The following is a 15576-nucleotide window of genomic DNA, read 5'->3' as shown; positions in this document are numbered from 1 at the left end:
GCGCCGGGTGGTGCGGGGGGTGGCGCACCTTCGCGTCACCGGGGCCGCGAGGAAGCGCGCCCGGCGTCGTGCGGCCGTCGCCACTCGGCGAACGGCTCCTGAGGAGCGAGGAGAGGTGGTGGCCGTGGCAGGTGGATCCGGGGTCGCGGACGTCGTCGTGGTGGGTGCCGGGGTCGCCGGGCTCGCGTGCGCCCGCGATCTGGCCGTCGCCGGGCTCGGCGTCACGGTGCTGGAGGCGGGCGACGCGGTGGGCGGGCGGATGCGGACCGACCGCCTGGACGGCTTCACGGTGGACCGCGGTTTCCAGGTCGTCAACCCGGCCTACCCGCAGCTGCGCCGCCGGCTGCCCGCCCGGTTCCTCGACCCGCGCCCCTTCCTGCCGGGTGTCCTGGTGCACACCGGTGACCGGCGCGTGCTGCTGGCCGATCCGCGCCACCGCCCCGACGCGGTGGCGTCGCTGCTGGCCGGGCGGCTCGCCCGGCCACGCGACCTGGTGGCGCTGGCCGCGCTCGGCGCCCGCGATGCCCTCGCCCCGGCCCGCGCACTCAAGCGCGCGCCCGAGCACACCACCCGCACCGCCCTGGCCGACGCCGGCTTCTCCGACCAGTTCGTGGAGCGCTTCTTCCGGCCGTTTCTCTCCGGAGTCTTCCTGGAGGACTCCCTGGAGACCTCCAGCCGGGTGTTCCACCTCGTCTGGCGCACCATGCTGCGCGGCGCGCTGTGTCTGCCCGCCTTCGGCGTTCAGGCGGTTCCCCGAGCCCTGGCCGCGGCCCTGCCCGAAGGCACCGTACGGCTCTCCACACCCGTGTCACGCCTCACCGACCAGGGCGTGGCCACGGCGGACGGTACGGAGCTGCCGGCGCGCGCCGTCGTCGTGGCGACCGGTGCCCGCGCCGCCGCACGGCTGCTGCCCGGCCTGGACGTCCCCGCCCACCGCACCGTCACCACGTACTGCCACGTCGCCCCGCGCTCCCCTCTGGGCCGCCCCGTCCTGCTGGTCGACACCCGCCGCCGCGTACTGAACACCTGCGTCCTCAGCGACGTCGCGCCCGAGTACGCGCCGCGCGGCAGCGCACTCGTCGCCACCTCGGTGCTGGGCGGCGACACCGAGCCCGTGCGTGCGGCCGTCGTCACGGCCCTGTCCGAGATGTACGGCACCGATGCCACCGCCTGGGACCTGCTGGTCGCGCGCACCGTCGAGGACGCGCTGCCCGCCATGCCGGCGCCCTGGCCGTTGACCCGATCCTGCCGCACCGGGCCCGGCCGGTACGTCTGTGGGGATCACCGCGGCACGGGTTCCGTCCAGGGCGCGCTGGCCTGCGGCGCACGAGCGGCCCGGGAGGTGCTGGAGGACCTCCCGGGCCGAGGCTGAGCGCCGGACGCGGCGCGGTCGCGGCGTCCGGCCCTCTTTCGGCCGGGCGGGAAAGGCACCCCGCGCCCCGGCCGGTGGCGGGTGCGGTCAGACCGGGGGCCGGGAGCGCGGTCAGGCCGGGGGCCGGGAGCCGAGGGGGCCGGTCCGGTCGGCGGACACGGGCGCGACAAGAGCCGCCTGCTGGGTGCCGCAGCGTGCGGCCAGCGCCTCCCGGGCCGCCTCGCGTGGGTGCCGGCGGCGCCAGTACGGGTTGTCGTGCGCCAGCCCGCCCGAGACACGGCCGTACATGCCGAAGGTCAGGATCAGCAGACCCATGACGAAGGAGAACAGGACGTTGGAGATCCCGAAGTCCAGGATGTTCGTGGGCCGGTCCAGGACGAACAGGTGGGCGAAGCCGCTGACCAGGAACAGACTCCCGACGCACATGTTGAGGGTCGAGGCGAGGTTCCCGCCCACCACACCCCCTGCCACCAATGCGAGTCCGAACACGACGGAGACCAGACTCAGCAGGCCGTTGGTGCTCAGGCCGGCGATGTGGGTGCCTTTCGTGTCGAAGGGACTGAGCCGTCCGGCGAAGCCGAGCGCGCCGAACACCAGCAGGATCACACCGCACAGCGCTGCGCCGTACCGGTAGACGGTGGCCAGCTTGTGATCCACGGGAAGCTCGTCACGGAGTCGCATACCAGGTCCTCCTCGGTGGGCCGTGGCGGGCGGCGCTTGCCGGCCTGCCGTTTCTGCCCTCATTTCTGCCGTGATGCGGCAAACGGTTGCAGCCCCCTGTGGACCGGGCAACCGGGAAGCATGAAGCCGATGGCCGCGGCGGCGGTGGCTGCCGCCCGCCGTCACCGGGGCCGGCGCCGTGGACCCGGGCCGGGCCTGATACGCCGGGCTGCGCCTGATACGTCGGGCTGCGCAAGCCGCCCTGGCAACCACCGCCCTGGGCAGCCACCGCCCTGAACGCCTCGATCGCCCGCCGAACCCGACGCTCACCGGCCTCGCCGCGCCGGCGTCGTGGTCAGGCCGCTGCCGGCGGACGCGACGGGGGTGGCTGAGGCGGCAGCGGCACCGGCGGACCGAACCGCACCGGGACCCCTGGGGCGTACAGCACGCTGTCGGGGTCCGCGCGCAAGGGCCGCACTCCCGCCGCCGCCAGCAGTTGCGCCGCGTCCCAGTCGAGCAGATCGCAACGCCGGAAGGTCCACCTCGGGTGTGCGTTCGGCAGGTAGTAGGTCCGCGTCCACCCGTGCTCGTGCAGCCCCCAGCGGTAGGTCAGGAACTCGTCCAGGGGCCGGGGCGCGACCGCCTCGTCACCGGTGTGTGTCCACACATGGCCGTCGGGACCGCTCCGCAGGCGGCCCCGGGTGCGGTACAGCAGGCGCCTCCCGTGCCACTGCCGGGTGATACGGGACCAGCGGTAGGGCAGCCCGAAGCCCGCCCGCGCGGCCAGCACGGGCAGCAGCCGGTCGCAGTCCAGCGAGCGGAAGACCACGCCGCGCCGCCCCAGCGCGTCCCTGCTGTACAGGCGCACGTTGACCTCGTCGAACGTGCCGAGCCAGGGCAGCGGGGGTGCAGGGCCCACGGCCAGGTCCTGCATGCGGAAGAAGACCAGCCCCGCGTAGGCCCGCTCGCGGAACAGGTCCGGCACGGTTCCGGGCGGCAGCAGGCGGGCGACCTCGAAGGGGTCGGCCTCCCAGTGCAGGAACACCAGGTCACGCCAGAACTGCCGGAACACCACGCGCCGCAGGCGGCGTGGGGGCACGGGAGTGAGGGCTTCGACGGCATGGGGCCACCGCCGCGGTGTCCGGTACTCACCCATGTCCGCCCTCCTCGTGCGAAGTTCGCCGCCCCGTCGCCGCTCAGCCCGGGAAGCGGCCCGTCGACCGCAGTTGCCAGCGGCGCTCGGCGTAGGCCAGGTCGTCCCGCCACAGCCGCCCGGCCGCGGCGCGCACCAGGGGACGCAGCAGCGGTGCGGCCCGGCGGGCGGCCGCGAAGCCCGGACGGTGCGAGGCGGCGAGCACCGCCTCGACGACGGCGGTGCGCGGCCGCCCCGCCCCGTCCGTGCCGAGCGGCGTGGCATGCGTCTCCACGACGGAGCCCGCGCCCTCGCCCTCGGTGATGTGCATGACGACCGTGCGGGGCTCGGGCGCGGTGAAGACGGCGCGGACCGGCACCACCAGCCGGCCCGCCACCTTGAAGGACACGTCGACGGTCAGCGCGTCCGGGCCGTCGTCCACCGCGCCGGGCGGCCCGCCGGGTGCGTCCACCACGGTCAGGTCGACGAACGAGTAGGGGTGGAACCACGCCCCGTGCCAGGGATCGAGCCGGTTGGCCACCACGTCCTCGGGCTCGCAGACACCCACTGCGGTGTACACGGCCGTCAGGGCGCGCGCGGGCTCGGGCCGCCGCGGTACGACCGGTGCGTCGAGCGGCTCCTCGCCGCCCACCGCGTCCAGCCGTGTCCACACCAGCACCCCGTCGTCGTGCACCGGCAGCGGCGACCAGCCCGCGTACGGACCGCCGTCCAGGGCCAGTCCGTGCCAGTGGCACACGAGCGTGCCGCAGCGCACCGGACTGTCCCGCAGGGGTGCTCCCAGGTGCGGGCAGATCCCCGGTCCGCCGACGGGGCGCCCGTCGGGGCCCCGCCACACCACGACCTCCTGCCCCGCCACGGTTCGCGCCAGCTTTCCGTCGCCCCGCAGGGCGCGGGAGGCGCCGACGACGTACCAGTTCCCGGACGGGCGGGCCTGCGCCCGTTTCAGCGCCCCGGCGATCAGCCCGGGCCGCGCCTGCTGCCAGGTGGGCCGCTGACGCTCCCAGGACACGGCGGACCGGCGCAGCGACAGCGGCAGGCGGCGGCGGTTCACGCGACCTCCTCGGTGGAGCGGACGGCCGCCGTCGGCGAGGGCACTGCCGCGGGCAGGGAGCGGGGAGCAGGGGGCGGCGGCCGGTGTCCGGGAACCGGCCGTGCGCGCAGCCGGGCCGCCGCCACCCGGACCAGCCCGTCGGCGGCGACCACCGCCCTGCGCCGCCGCGGCACCACCGACCGCCGGTGCAGCACGGTGTAGCCGTCGCGGGCCACCGCGTCCAGGATGCCGCCGTACAGGACGGCCGCGGTGCGGATGCAGGGCCGTGCCACCGGATCGAGCAGTTCGACACCGGGCACCGCCGCCCGGTACACGCCGCGGGTCAGCGCCTCGAACTCCCTGAGCGCGGCGGTGATCCTGCCGTCCGGGCGGCCCGTCTCGCGGCTCCAGGCCAGCAGCTCCCGGTCCACCCCGTGACCGGCGAGCAGGTCGGCGGGCAGGTAGACGCGCCCGCGGTCCAGGTCCTCGCCGACGTCCCGCAGGAAGTTGCTCAGCTGGAAGGCGACACCGAGCGCCGCGGCGTACGGCGCGGCCTCCTCCCGCGGCACCACCGTGCCCAGGACGGGCAGCATCTGCAGCCCGATCACCGCGGCCGAGCCGTGCATGTACGCGCGCAGGTCGGCGTAGCTGGGGTAGGCCGTCACGACCAGGTCGGAGCGCATCGCGGTCATGAAGTCCCGGAAGTGGGTGTGGTCGATGGCGTAGCGGCGGGCGGTGTCGGCGAGCGCGCGCACCACCGGCTCGTCGCCGCCGCCCTGCCGCAGCCCCTCCTCCAGTTCCTCCTGGAGCCGGGTCAGCGCCCGCACCCGCACATCCGGTCCGGCCCCGGGGTCGAGGCAGTCGACGATGTCGTCGGCCCAGCGGGCGAAGCCGTACAGGGCGTGCACCGCGGGCCGCCGCTCGACGGGCAGCAGCCGGGTGGCGAGGAAGTAGGTCCTGCCGTGCCGGGCGTTGAGGGCGCGGCAGTGGCGGTAGGCCGCGCGCAGCGCCGCATCGGTGATCCCCGCCGCGTCCAGCTCTCGGTCGGTCATCGTGTCCTGCCTTCGGTCGCGGGGGCCGTCGGGTCGGCAGGAGGGCTTTGCGGCAGCGGAGGTTGCTGTGCGGCGGCCGGGGGGCGGGCTGAGGAGCCGGCCGGGGAGTCCGGCGAGGAGGCCGGCGACTCCAGCGGTGCGGCGAGGCGGTCGCGGTGTGCCTCAGGGAGCGGGTGGACGGCCGCGGACTGCCGGCCGGCGGCCGGGAACACGGACGGGAGCGCGGAGCCGGAGGGGGCCGGGGCTCCGGTCCGGCCGGTGGTGGTGGCGGTGGTCGGGGCCGGGGCTCTGGTCCGGCCGGTGGCGGCGGTCGCGGAGGGGCGCGCACGGGTGCTTCCGCGGCCGGGTACGCCCGTGACCCGGGCCGCGGCCAGCTTCCCCGACAGCAGCACGGTCGGCACGCCCACGCCGGGCGTGGTCCCGCAGCCGGCCAGGACCGCGTTCTCGGTGCCGCGCACCACGTTGCGCGGCCGGAACGGCCCGGTCTGCGCGAAGGTGTGCGCGGCCGAGAACGGAGTACCGGCGGCGTGCCCCTGGGCGTGCCAGTCGGCCGGGGTGATCAGGCACTCCTCCTCGATGGCGGCTTCGATGCCGTCCAGTCCGCGCCGCTCCAGCTCCCGCAGCAGCGTGTCCCGGTAGCGCGGGCCGAGGTCGGACCAGGCCGCCGCGTCCGGGCCGATGTCGGTGTTGGGGCAGGGGGCGAGGATGTAGTGCAGGTGGTGGCCCGGCGGCGCGAGGCCGGGATCGGTGGTGGTGGGGCGGGTGACGAGCAGCGACGGATCGCTCATCAGCCGTCCGCCGCGGGTCAGTTCGTCGAACGTGGTGCGCCACGCCGCGCCGAACGAGATCGTGTGGTGGGCGAGATGGGGCCAGGTGCGGTCCGTGCCGGCGTGCAGCACGACCGCGGAGGGGGAGTGGCGCAGTCCCAGCGGTCTGCGCGGCCGGCGGCCGAGCAGCCGATAGGAGACGGGCAGGTCCGGAGTGAGGACGACCGCGTCGCACGGGATGCGGCCGGTGTCGCAGACGACGGCCGTGATGCGCTCGCCCGACCGCTCCAGGCGGGTCACCCGCTGCCCGAACCGCAGATCGGCGCCTGCCGCGGCGGCCGCCTCCGCCATCGCCCGCGGCAGCGCGTGCATGCCGCCTCGGGGGAAGTACACGCCGGCGACGGTGTCCATGTAGGCGATGACCGCGTAGGCGGCCAGCGCCCGCTCCGGAGGCACACCCGCGTACAGGGCCTGGAAGGAGAACACCCGGCGCAGCCGCTCGTCGCTCAGGAAACGGCCGATCCGGGCGTCCAGGCGGCCGAAGCCGCCGAGCGCCGCCAGCCGGGCGAGATCGCCGTTGAGCAGGCCGAGCGGTGAGTCGAAGTTGGCGTCGATGAACCGGCGCATCTGGGCCCGGTACAGCCGCTGAAGCCAGTCGCGCAGCCGCCGGTAGCCCGCCGCCTCGGCCGCCCCGGCGAACCGTTCCACCTCCGCGGCCATCGCGTCCGCGCCGGTGTGCACGTCGAGGCTGCTGCCGTCCGCGAAGCAGGCCCGGTAGGCCGGGTGCAGGGGGATCAGCTCGACTCGCTCGTACAGGCTGTCGCCGACGGCGGCGAACGCCTCGTCGGCCAGCTCCGGCATGGTCAGCACGGTGGGTCCGGTGTCGATCCGGTAGCCGGCCAGGTCGAGGCGTCCGGCCCGGCCGCCCGGCAGCCGCTCGCGCTCGACGACGGTGACCCGGCGTCCGGCACCCAGCAGGTGCAACGCCGCCGACAGCCCGGCGAGTCCCGCGCCGACGACCACCACGTGGTCCGTGGGACCGGGCAGGGTGCGGGTCACCGGCCGCTCCCCGCACCGCCGCGGGCACCGGAGGCGTACGGACCGTGCGCGGACCGCAGCCGTACGACGGCATCCCCGCCCGGCGGTGCCCCGCCCGGCCCGACTCCTCCTGGTCCGACTCCTCCTGGTCCGACTCCTCCTGGTCCGAATCCTCCTGGTGCCGCTCCTCCTGGTCCGCCTCCGGCCGGCCGCGCCCCGGCCGCCGCGATCAGCAGACCGCGCAGCGGCTCGGCGCCTTCCGGGTCGAGCAGGGCGCCGTCGAAGTGCCGCAGCCCCTGCGCGGTGAGCCGGTCGATCTTGCTTTCCACCGTGGCGCGCGCCCCTGTCGCGACCAGCACGTCCCGTACCTCGTCCAGACCGCGTCCGGTGAGGGACGCGTCACCGAGCCACCGGTCCAGGACGCCCAGTGCGGCGCCGTGGCCGGCCGCCTCGGCCCGGGCGCGGGCGACGGCGACCAGATAGGTGGGTTTGCCCTCCCGGATGTCGCCGCCGCACGCCTTGCCGGTCTCCAGCGGGTCGCCGAAGACGTCGTCGAGGTCGTCGCGCAGCTGGAACGCCATGCCGACACAGCGTCCGGCGTCGCACAGCCGACGTAGCGTCAGATCGTCCGCGCCCGCCGCGGTGGCCCCCAGGGCGAGGGGCCGCTCCACCGAGTACAGGGCACTCTTCAGACAGGCGGCGCGCAGTGCGCGGGGCAGGGACCGTGCCGCGGTGATCTGGCCCTGTACGTCCAGGTACTGGCCCGCCACCATCTCCGTGCGCATGTCGCTCCACAGCCGCCGCACCACCACCCCGGTCCAGGGAGCCAGCGGTGTCTCCGCCACCAGGTCGTCGGCCCAGGCCAGCGCCAGGTCCCCGGCGAGAACCGCCGCCGACTGCCCGAACCGCTCCGCTTGCTCGGGCCCCACCAGGCCGGCGTACCCGTCCGTCAGGTCCGTGTGCAGCGCGGGCCGGCCACGCCGCAGCGAGGCCCGGTCCATCACGTCGTCGTGGACGAGCGCGCATGTCTGGAGCAGTTCCAGGGCGGCCGCGATGTGCAGGGCCGCCGCCGCGGCCGTATGGTCCCGGCCGGCGCAGGCCCGCGAGGCCCACCACACCAACTGCGCGCGCGTACGCTTGCCGCCCTGAAGAGTGAAGCGCGTCACTCGTTCGGCCAGTTCCCCGGCGAACAGGGGATCCGCCAGCCGGGCGCGGCGCAGGCGCTCGGCCAGCACGTGGTCGAGCATCCGGCCCACGGCGCCGGGCACATCGGCGTCGACCTCGCGCACCTCGGCGGACCCGGCGGGAAGCGGTCCGCTCGCCACCGGGCATGCCTCGGTCCTGCCGGGTCCCTGTCCGTCGTCGGCCACCGCCCTGCGCGGAAGCGACGCCTGGGGCGCGGCCGCGATCGGCCGCGGCGCGCTCGCAGGGTGGTCCTTCGCGTGCGTGGGACGCATCCCGGTTCCCTCCGTCGTGTCTGTGTCCGTCGTTCCCGTCACCCGTCTGCTTCGGCGCGGGCGGCACCGACGGATGCGCGCACGTGGCACGCGATCGCGGCGGCCACCGGTTTCGCCCCCTCCACCGTGCCGTCTCCGGCGTTCGGCCGCTCGCCGTCGGGGAGGTGCCTGCATCCGCCGGGGTACACAATCCGGAAGACCAGGCCGGGGCATCCGAGAGCGGGCGCCGTGGCCCCCGAGCGCCCGCCCGGAGGCCGGCACCGCCGTACGACCCGCCGCCGCGAGTCGCACGCGGAGCGGATCGGAACACCGAGGAAGGGAGAGGCCGTGCCGGAGACGGACGTGGCCGTCGTGGGTGCGGGCGCCGCCGGGCTGTCGCTGGCCCACCGGCTCACCGGGAGCGTGCCAGGCCTGCGGACACCGTCCGTGGTGCTGGTCGACGCGCCGCCCGGACCGCTGCGGCCGCCACCCCGGACCTGGTGCTACTGGGCGGCGGGACCCGGTCGGTTCGACGCGGCGGTGCGGGCCGAGTGGCAGCGGCTGCGGGTACGCCCGCGCACCGGCGCCCCGGTGGAGGGGGGAATCGCCCCGCTTCGCTACCGCATGATCCGCTCCGGCGACTTCGAGCGCCTCGTCTCCCGGGACCTGGCCCGCAGCTCCAACGTCCGGCGCCTGGAAGCGACCGTCGAAGCGGTGGAGGACGTGCCCGGTGGCGCGTACCTCCACCTGAGGGACGCCGACGGCCGGGCGCGGCTGCTCAGTGCTCGGTGGGTCCTCGACTCCCGGCCGCCGGGCAGCCTGCCGGCCGCACGCACCACTTTGCTCCAGCACTTCCACGGCTGGTTCGTGCGCACCGCCCGGCCCGTCTTCGACCCGGCCGTCGTGGAGCTGATGGACTTCCGCACCCCGCAGCCCGACCACGGCCTGTCCTTCGGCTACGTCCTACCGACCGGGCCGTGCGAGGCGCTGGTGGAGTACACCGAGTTCTCCCGGCACGTCCTCACGCCGGAGCGCTACGAGGCCGCCGTACGGCACTACGCCGACGAGGTACTGCGACTCGGTGAACGGCAGGTCCTGGCCACCGAGACCGGCGTCATCCCGATGACCGACGCGCCGATCCCGCGGCAGAGCGGAGCCTCGGTCTTCCGCATCGGCGCCGCCGGCGGCGCGACCCGCCCCGCCACCGGCTACACCTTCGCCGGACTGCAGCGCCAGACGAGTGCCGTCGCCGAGGCACTGCGCCGCGGCCGCCGCCCGGTGCCGCCCGCCGCGCACTCGGCGCGCTCCCGCGCCATGGACGCCGTCCTGCTGCGCGCCCTGGACAGCGGCCGGGCCGACGGCCCGGAACTGTTCGGCCGGTTGTTCGCCCGCGTGCCCATGGCACGGCTGCTGCGCTTCCTCGACGGAGGCACCCGCCTGCACGAGGACCTCTGGGTCGGCCTGCACGCGCCCGTCGGCCCGATGCTGCGCTCCGCCCTGGAGCTGCCCCGTCTGCCCCGCCGTCCGTTCGACCCGCCCGCGCCGCCGCATCCGCCGGCACCTTCCTTCACCGAGCCGCATCCGCCGCCCGCCTAGGGCCTGGTGCGACCGTGGCGGCTGCCGCGCGACGCGGCACGCTCCCCCAGAGGGGGACCCCCACTCGCCGCACCGCCCGAAAGCCCGGGTACGGCCCCGTACGAGGGCTTCCGGACGGCACGCCGAGAGCACGCACCGGACGCCGCGCGACCGCCCTCGGACGACGACGCCACCCCGCAACAGGCCCCAGCCGCACCCGCCGGACCCCGTCCGCTTCCCCGCCGCTTCCCGCGCCGGACCCCGCCCGACCCCCCGCCGGCCCCGCCCGCCCCCGCTCACCCCGATGGAGACCGCATGACGCTGTTGCGCGACGAACGCCTCGCCGCCGCCTTCGACCACGCCTCCCGCAGCTACGACACGCTCGTGGCCGTCAACCCCGGCTACCACGCCCACCTGCGCCGCTCGGTGCGCCGGCTCGGCCTGCCCGGGCGGGGGCAGGGACTGCGCCTGCTCGACCTCGGCTGCGGTACCGGCGCCTCCACCGCCGCGCTGCGCTCCGTCCTGCCCGCCGCCGACGTCACGGCCGTGGACGCCTCGGCCGGAATGCTCCGGCGGGCCGCGGCCAAACCGTGGGCGGACGGGGTGACCTTCGTGCACGCCCCCGCCGAGCGGCTGTCCGAGGCCGGGGTGCGCGGCCCCTTCGACGCGGTGTTCGCGGCCTACCTCCTGCGCAACGTCACCGATCCCGACGCCGTCCTCGCCGCGGTGCACGGGCTGCTGCGGCCGGGCGGGCGGCTCGCCGTGCACGAGTACGCCCTGCGCGGGCGGCGCGCCGACCGCGCGGTGTGGACGCTGGTGTGCCGGGGTGTCGTGCAGCCCGTGGCAACCCTGCTGGGGGACGGGCCGCTGTACCGGCACCTGTGGCGCAGCGTGGTGGAGTTCGACACCGCAGGGCGCTTCGCACGGCGGCTCGGCGCGGTCGGCTTCGACCACGTACGCGCCCTGCCGTTGCCGGGCTGGCAGACGGGCATCACCCACACCTTCGTCGCCCGCCGGGCGCGCGGCCACCGGGAGGACGCATGAGGACGGCACACCGGAGCGCCGCGCGCCGGGGACGCGACCGGCGGGCCCGCATCCTGCCGGCCCGGCCCGGCGCCCCCAGGGTGCAGGGAAGCCCGCCGTCGGTGGCGGTGGTCGGCGCGGGCATCGCCGGCCTGGCCGCCGCCACCGCGCTCGCCGAGCGCGGGGTGGCCGTCACCGTGTACGAGAAACTGCCGTACCTCGGCGGGCGGGTCGGCGGCTGGCCGACCGAGCTGCGCGACGGCACCACGGTGACCATGAGCCGCGGCTTCCACGCGTTCTTCCGCCAGTACTACAACCTGCGCGGACTGCTGCGCAGGACCGACCCCGGCCTGGAGCGGTTCACCGGCCTTCCGGACTACCCGCTGCTGCACGCCGGCGGCCTGCGCGACAGTTTCCGGCACGTCCCGCGCACCCCGCCGCTGAGCGCGCTCGGCTTCGCCGCACTCAGCCCCTCCTTCCGCCTCGCGGACCTGCGCGCCATGAACCCGCGGGCGGCCCTGCCCCTGCTCGACGTGCGCGTGCCGGAGGTGTACGATCGGCTGGACGGCACCAGCGCCCACGACTTCCTGGACCTCGTGGGCTTCCCCGAAGACGCCCGGCACCTGGCCTTCGAGGTGTTCTCCCGGAGCTTCTTCGCCGATCCGCGTGAGCTGTCGGCGGCGGAGATGGCGCTGATGTTCCACATCTACTTCCTCGGCTCCGCCGAGGGTCTGCTGTTCGACGTGCCCCGTGCCCCCTTTCCGGCCGCCCTGTGGGACCCGCTCACCGGCTATCTGGCCCGGCACCGCGCGCAGGTGCGCACCGGCACGGCCGTCGAGCACGTCGCGCCCACTCCCGACGGCGGTTTCGTGGTCTCCTCCGAAGGGGACGAGCGCCGTCACGACGGGGTCGTCCTCGCCCTGGACGGCGCGGGGCTGCGCTCGCTGGTCGATCGCTGCCGGCACCTGGGCGACGCGCCCTGGCGCGAGCGGATCGGACGGCTGCGTACCGCCCCGCCCTTCCTGGTGAGCCGGGTGTGGCTGGACCGGCCCGTCGCACCCGACCGGCCCGGATTCCTCGGAACCAGCGGTTTCGGCGGCCTCGACAACATCAGCGTGCTGGAACGCTACGAGGACGAGGCGGCACGCTGGAGCGCGCGCACCGGTGGTTCCGTCGTCGAGCTGCACGCCTACGCCGTACCGCCGGGAGCCGCCCGGGACGTCGAGGAGAAGTGCCTCCTCGACCAACTGCGCCGCGTCTACCCGGAGACCAGCACGGCCACGGTGGTCGACACCCGCCACGAGTGGCGTGAGGACTGCCCCCTGTTCCCGGTGGGCGGCTACGCCGACCGCCCCACCGTCCGCACCCCGCACCCCCGACTGGTCCTGGCTGGCGACCTGGTCCGCACCGGCCTGCCCGTGGCGCTCATGGAACGGGCGGCCACGAGCGGCTTCCTCGCCGCCAACGCCCTGCTGGAGGGGTGGGGAGTGCGGGGCCAGACGCTGTGGACGGTGCCCGACCGCGGGCGGAGCGCGCTCCTCAGGGCCCTGGCCACACGGGGGCGGACGCCCGCAGGCGGCGAACGGCCGCACTGAACGGCCCGACGGGCGGCACACGGACGCGTCGGACCGCATCCGAGCGGGTCGGCCCCGGCCGGCGGCAGCGCCTCCTCCGCCGGGCGCGGTACAGCGCGGTCGGCAGTGCGGCCAGGCCGCCCGGCCTGACCGGCATGCCGAGCTCGGCGGGACGAGGACCACGTCCTACCCGAGTCCCTCGGCGCGCCGGCACCGCACGCCACTCACCGGCCCATGCCTGGGCGAGCAGGTCGGCCCCGAAGTGGACCGGACGCGGCATGGACTCGTGGTCCAGGACCGCGAGGTGAGCCGTGCGCCTGGGTTTGCTCACTCGTGCGCGATGGCGGCCAGCACGTTCATGCGCGAGGCGCGCAACGCCGGCAGCAGCGCGGCCACCACTCCGACGACGGCCGAGCCGATCACCACCGCGACGATCGTGCCCCACGGGACGGCGAGGGCCTTCATGCCCTGGAGTGCCAGGACCTGCTGGGTGCACACCCCCCACACCAGGCCCAGCGCGAGCCCCAGCACGGCGCCGAACACCGCGATCACCACCGACTCCAGCCGGATCATCCGGCGCAGCTGCCGCCGGGCCAGCCCGATGGCGCGCAGCAGCCCGATCTCCCGGGTGCGCTCCACCACCGACAGGGCCAGGGTGTTGACCACCCCGAGCACCGCGATCACGATCGCGAGCCCGAGCAGCGCGTACACGAGGTAGAGCAGCACGGCGATCTGGTCGTGCACCAGCTTCTTGTAGTCGGCCTGGTCACGGACCTGCACCTGTGGGTACGGCGCCAGCGTCCGCTCCAGCCGTGAGCGCAGTCGGTCGGCGCTGGTGCCCGGGGCGCGGTTGACGTACAACGCCGAGTCCTGGCCGCCGGGGACGTACTTCTCCACGGTGGCGATGCCGAAGAACAACCCGCCCTGCGTGCCGAAGCCGCCACCGCCGCCCTGGTTGGTCAGGGCGCCCACCCGCATCTCGGCGGTCCTGCCGCCCTGGAACTCGACCGGCAGCACGGTGCCGAGGCGCACCCTGTGGTCCGCAGCGAAGTTGACGTCCATGCCGAGGCTGCCGTCGGCCAGCGCGGCCGCGGTGTCGCCGCCCTGGTAGGCGACATGGGCGACCTCGTCGACCTGGGAGTCGTACCCGGCGGCCGTCGTGGTGACCCGCTTGCCGTCCGGCAGCCGTACCGCCACCGGCGCGAACCGCTGTCGTACGACCAGCCCCACGCCCTCCGTGCCGCGGACCTTGTCGGTGATCTCCCGGGTGAACGGCAGGAAGTTGCCGTTCTGGACGACGAAGTCGGCGCCGAGTGTCTTGTCGATCTGCTGGTCGAAGGACTTGGACATGGAAGCGCTGGCCACCGACATCCCGCCGACCAGTGCGAGTCCCACCATGAGCGCGGCGGCGGTGGCGCCGGTACGGCGCGGGTTGCGCAGGGCGTTGCGCTGGCTCATCCGGCCGACCGGGCCGAACAGGGCGGGAAAGGCCGCGCCGAGCACGCGGATGACGGGCCGGACGAGCAGCGGGCCCGCGATGACGGTCGCGATCAGCGTCAGGATCACCCCGACGCCCAGCAGCGAGGCCGCCGACGCCGTTCTGGCCGCGGTCGCACATCCGACCAGGGCTGCGGCCCCGAGCGCTCCGACGGCCGAGCCGGCGATCGCCCGCGCCCTGAGCGGCTTGCCCACACCGGCGATGTCGGCGTCCACGAGCGCGGCCATCGGCGACACGGTGGCCGCGCGCCGGGCGGGCAGGTACGCGGCGACGAAGGTGACGCCGACACCCACGGCGTACGCCGCGACCGGTGTTCCCCAGCCGATGACCATCTCGGCGGCCCTGAGGTTCATGCCGAACGCGCTCATCAGCCTGATCAGCCCGAACGCCAGTCCGATCCCGGCGCCCAGGCCCAGCGTGGAGCCGGCAAGACCGAGCAGCACCGCCTCGGTGAGCACGGAGCGCCGTACCTGCCGGCGGTCGGCACCCAACGCGCGCAGCAGGCCCAGTTCGCGGGTGCGCTGGGCGATCAGCATGGAGAAGGTGTTGACGATGAGGAAGACGCCCACCAGGGTGGCGATGCCGGCGAATCCCAGCATCACGTACTTGATGACGTCGAGGAAGCCGCCGAGGTCCGCGGCCGACGACTTCGCCTGCTCGTCGGCGGTCTTCAGGTCGTACGTCCCGGTCCCGATCGCCGCGCCGATCCGGTTCTTGAGCCGGGCGTCCGGCACCCCCTGGGCCGCGTCCACCGAGATGCCGGTGGCGCGGCCGGGCGAGCCCAGCAGTTCCTTCGCGGCCACCGCCGGGTCGAGGAAGACCAGGGCGGCGCCGGGGTTGGTGGTGGTGAAGGTGGCGATGCCGACGACCTCGACCGCGAAGGTGCCGGGCTGGGCCTGGACGGTGAGTGTGTCGCCGATGCGGACGTGCTTCTTGTCGGCGGTGTCCGCGTCGAGCAAGGCCTGGCCGGCGCCCTGCGGGGCGTGTCCCGAGGTCAGCTTCAGGGGGCTGCGGTGGCTGAGGTACCAGTCCGTGGCGATGGTCGGGGCGCCGGTGGTCGGGCCGACCGACTTGTTGCGGCTGTCGACCACCACGACGTTCTGGACGGACACGTCCGCATGGGTCGCGGCGACGCCGTCGACTTTGGCGATCTCGCCCGCCAGCGCGGCCGGCACGGTCTGGACGGCACCGGTCGGCACGGACGACTTCAGATCCGCCTTCGGCTCGACGGTCACATCGGCGGAGGTGGAGGCGAACAGCCGGTCGAAGGTGCGGGTGACGGTGTCGGAGAAGATCAGGCTGCCCGCGACGAACGCCACGGACAGCACGATGGCCAGCGCGGACAGCATCAGCCGTCCCTTGTGCGCCAGGAAGCTGCGCAGGGTCGCCTTGAGCACC

Annotated in this window: 11 protein-coding genes; 4 read left to right on the top strand and 7 right to left on the bottom strand. The window is 75.2% G+C overall.

Annotation, left to right across the window (positions count from 1 at the left end):
- Positions 1-118 precede the first annotated feature (118 nt).
- Positions 119-1372 (top strand): NAD(P)/FAD-dependent oxidoreductase, encoded by a 1254-nt coding sequence (locus AB0472_RS18615; protein ID WP_366357534.1) that lies wholly within the window; start codon positions 119-121, stop codon positions 1370-1372.
- Positions 1373-1483: 111 nt separating this feature from the next.
- On the opposite strand, the gene AB0472_RS18610 is transcribed toward AB0472_RS18615, so the two are convergent.
- The 6 genes from AB0472_RS18610 to AB0472_RS18585 all read right to left on the bottom strand — a co-directional run bounded on the left by AB0472_RS18610 (position 1484) and on the right by AB0472_RS18585 (position 8529).
- Complete coding sequence (locus AB0472_RS18610; protein ID WP_366357533.1) at positions 1484-2053, bottom strand: DUF4383 domain-containing protein; 570 nt, start codon at positions 2051-2053, stop codon at positions 1484-1486.
- A 334-nt stretch (positions 2054-2387) separates the two neighbouring features.
- Positions 2388-3188 carry a DUF2071 domain-containing protein gene (locus tag AB0472_RS18605; RefSeq protein ID WP_366357532.1) on the bottom strand — a complete coding sequence of 267 codons (801 nt, stop codon included), beginning with the start codon at positions 3186-3188 and terminating at the stop codon, positions 2388-2390.
- A gap of 40 nt (positions 3189-3228) precedes the next feature.
- Positions 3229-4236 (bottom strand): DUF5914 domain-containing protein, encoded by a 1008-nt coding sequence (locus AB0472_RS18600; protein WP_366357531.1) that lies wholly within the window; start codon positions 4234-4236, stop codon positions 3229-3231.
- A complete protein-coding gene (locus AB0472_RS18595; protein ID WP_366357530.1) occupies positions 4233-5267 on the bottom strand; it encodes a phytoene/squalene synthase family protein in 1035 nt (344 codons plus the stop codon). Before AB0472_RS18595 ends, AB0472_RS18600 begins: the two co-directional genes overlap by 4 nt.
- Positions 5264-7093, bottom strand: a complete 1830-nt coding sequence (locus AB0472_RS18590) for a phytoene desaturase (protein ID WP_366357529.1) — start codon at positions 7091-7093, stop codon at positions 5264-5266. Before AB0472_RS18590 ends, AB0472_RS18595 begins: the two co-directional genes overlap by 4 nt.
- Positions 7090-8529, bottom strand: a complete 1440-nt coding sequence (locus AB0472_RS18585; RefSeq protein WP_366357528.1) for a polyprenyl synthetase family protein — start codon at positions 8527-8529, stop codon at positions 7090-7092. Before AB0472_RS18585 ends, AB0472_RS18590 begins: the two co-directional genes overlap by 4 nt.
- Before the next feature lie 327 nt (positions 8530-8856).
- Here AB0472_RS18585 and AB0472_RS18580 point away from each other — a divergent pair, with 327 nt between their 5' ends.
- From AB0472_RS18580 to AB0472_RS18570, 3 genes are all read left to right on the top strand, one after another.
- Complete coding sequence (locus AB0472_RS18580; RefSeq protein WP_366357527.1) at positions 8857-10104, top strand: lycopene cyclase family protein; 1248 nt, start codon at positions 8857-8859, stop codon at positions 10102-10104.
- 294 nt (positions 10105-10398) lie between these two features.
- Positions 10399-11127 carry a class I SAM-dependent methyltransferase gene (locus AB0472_RS18575; protein WP_366357526.1) on the top strand — a complete coding sequence of 243 codons (729 nt, stop codon included), beginning with the start codon at positions 10399-10401 and terminating at the stop codon, positions 11125-11127.
- Positions 11124-12701: an FAD-dependent oxidoreductase gene (locus AB0472_RS18570; RefSeq protein ID WP_366357525.1), complete on the top strand. Its 1578-nt coding sequence runs from the start codon at positions 11124-11126 to the stop codon at positions 12699-12701. The genes AB0472_RS18575 and AB0472_RS18570 overlap by 4 nt, the downstream gene beginning before the upstream one ends.
- Positions 12702-13007: 306 nt before the next feature.
- Here the strand turns inward: AB0472_RS18570 and AB0472_RS18565 are convergent, their stop codons facing one another.
- The gene (locus AB0472_RS18565; RefSeq protein ID WP_366357524.1) at positions 13008-15575 is read right to left on the bottom strand and encodes an FtsX-like permease family protein; all 2568 of its coding nucleotides are present in this window, start codon (positions 15573-15575) and stop codon (positions 13008-13010) included.
- Between the last annotated feature and the right edge of the window lies 1 nt (position 15576).

This window comes from Streptomyces sp. NPDC086777 (genome assembly GCF_040702065.1).
In the GTDB taxonomy this organism is placed as follows: domain Bacteria; phylum Actinomycetota; class Actinomycetes; order Streptomycetales; family Streptomycetaceae; genus Streptomyces.
The sequence above is the reverse complement of the archived record's forward strand: the minus strand, read 5'-3'. Positions and strand labels throughout refer to the sequence as shown.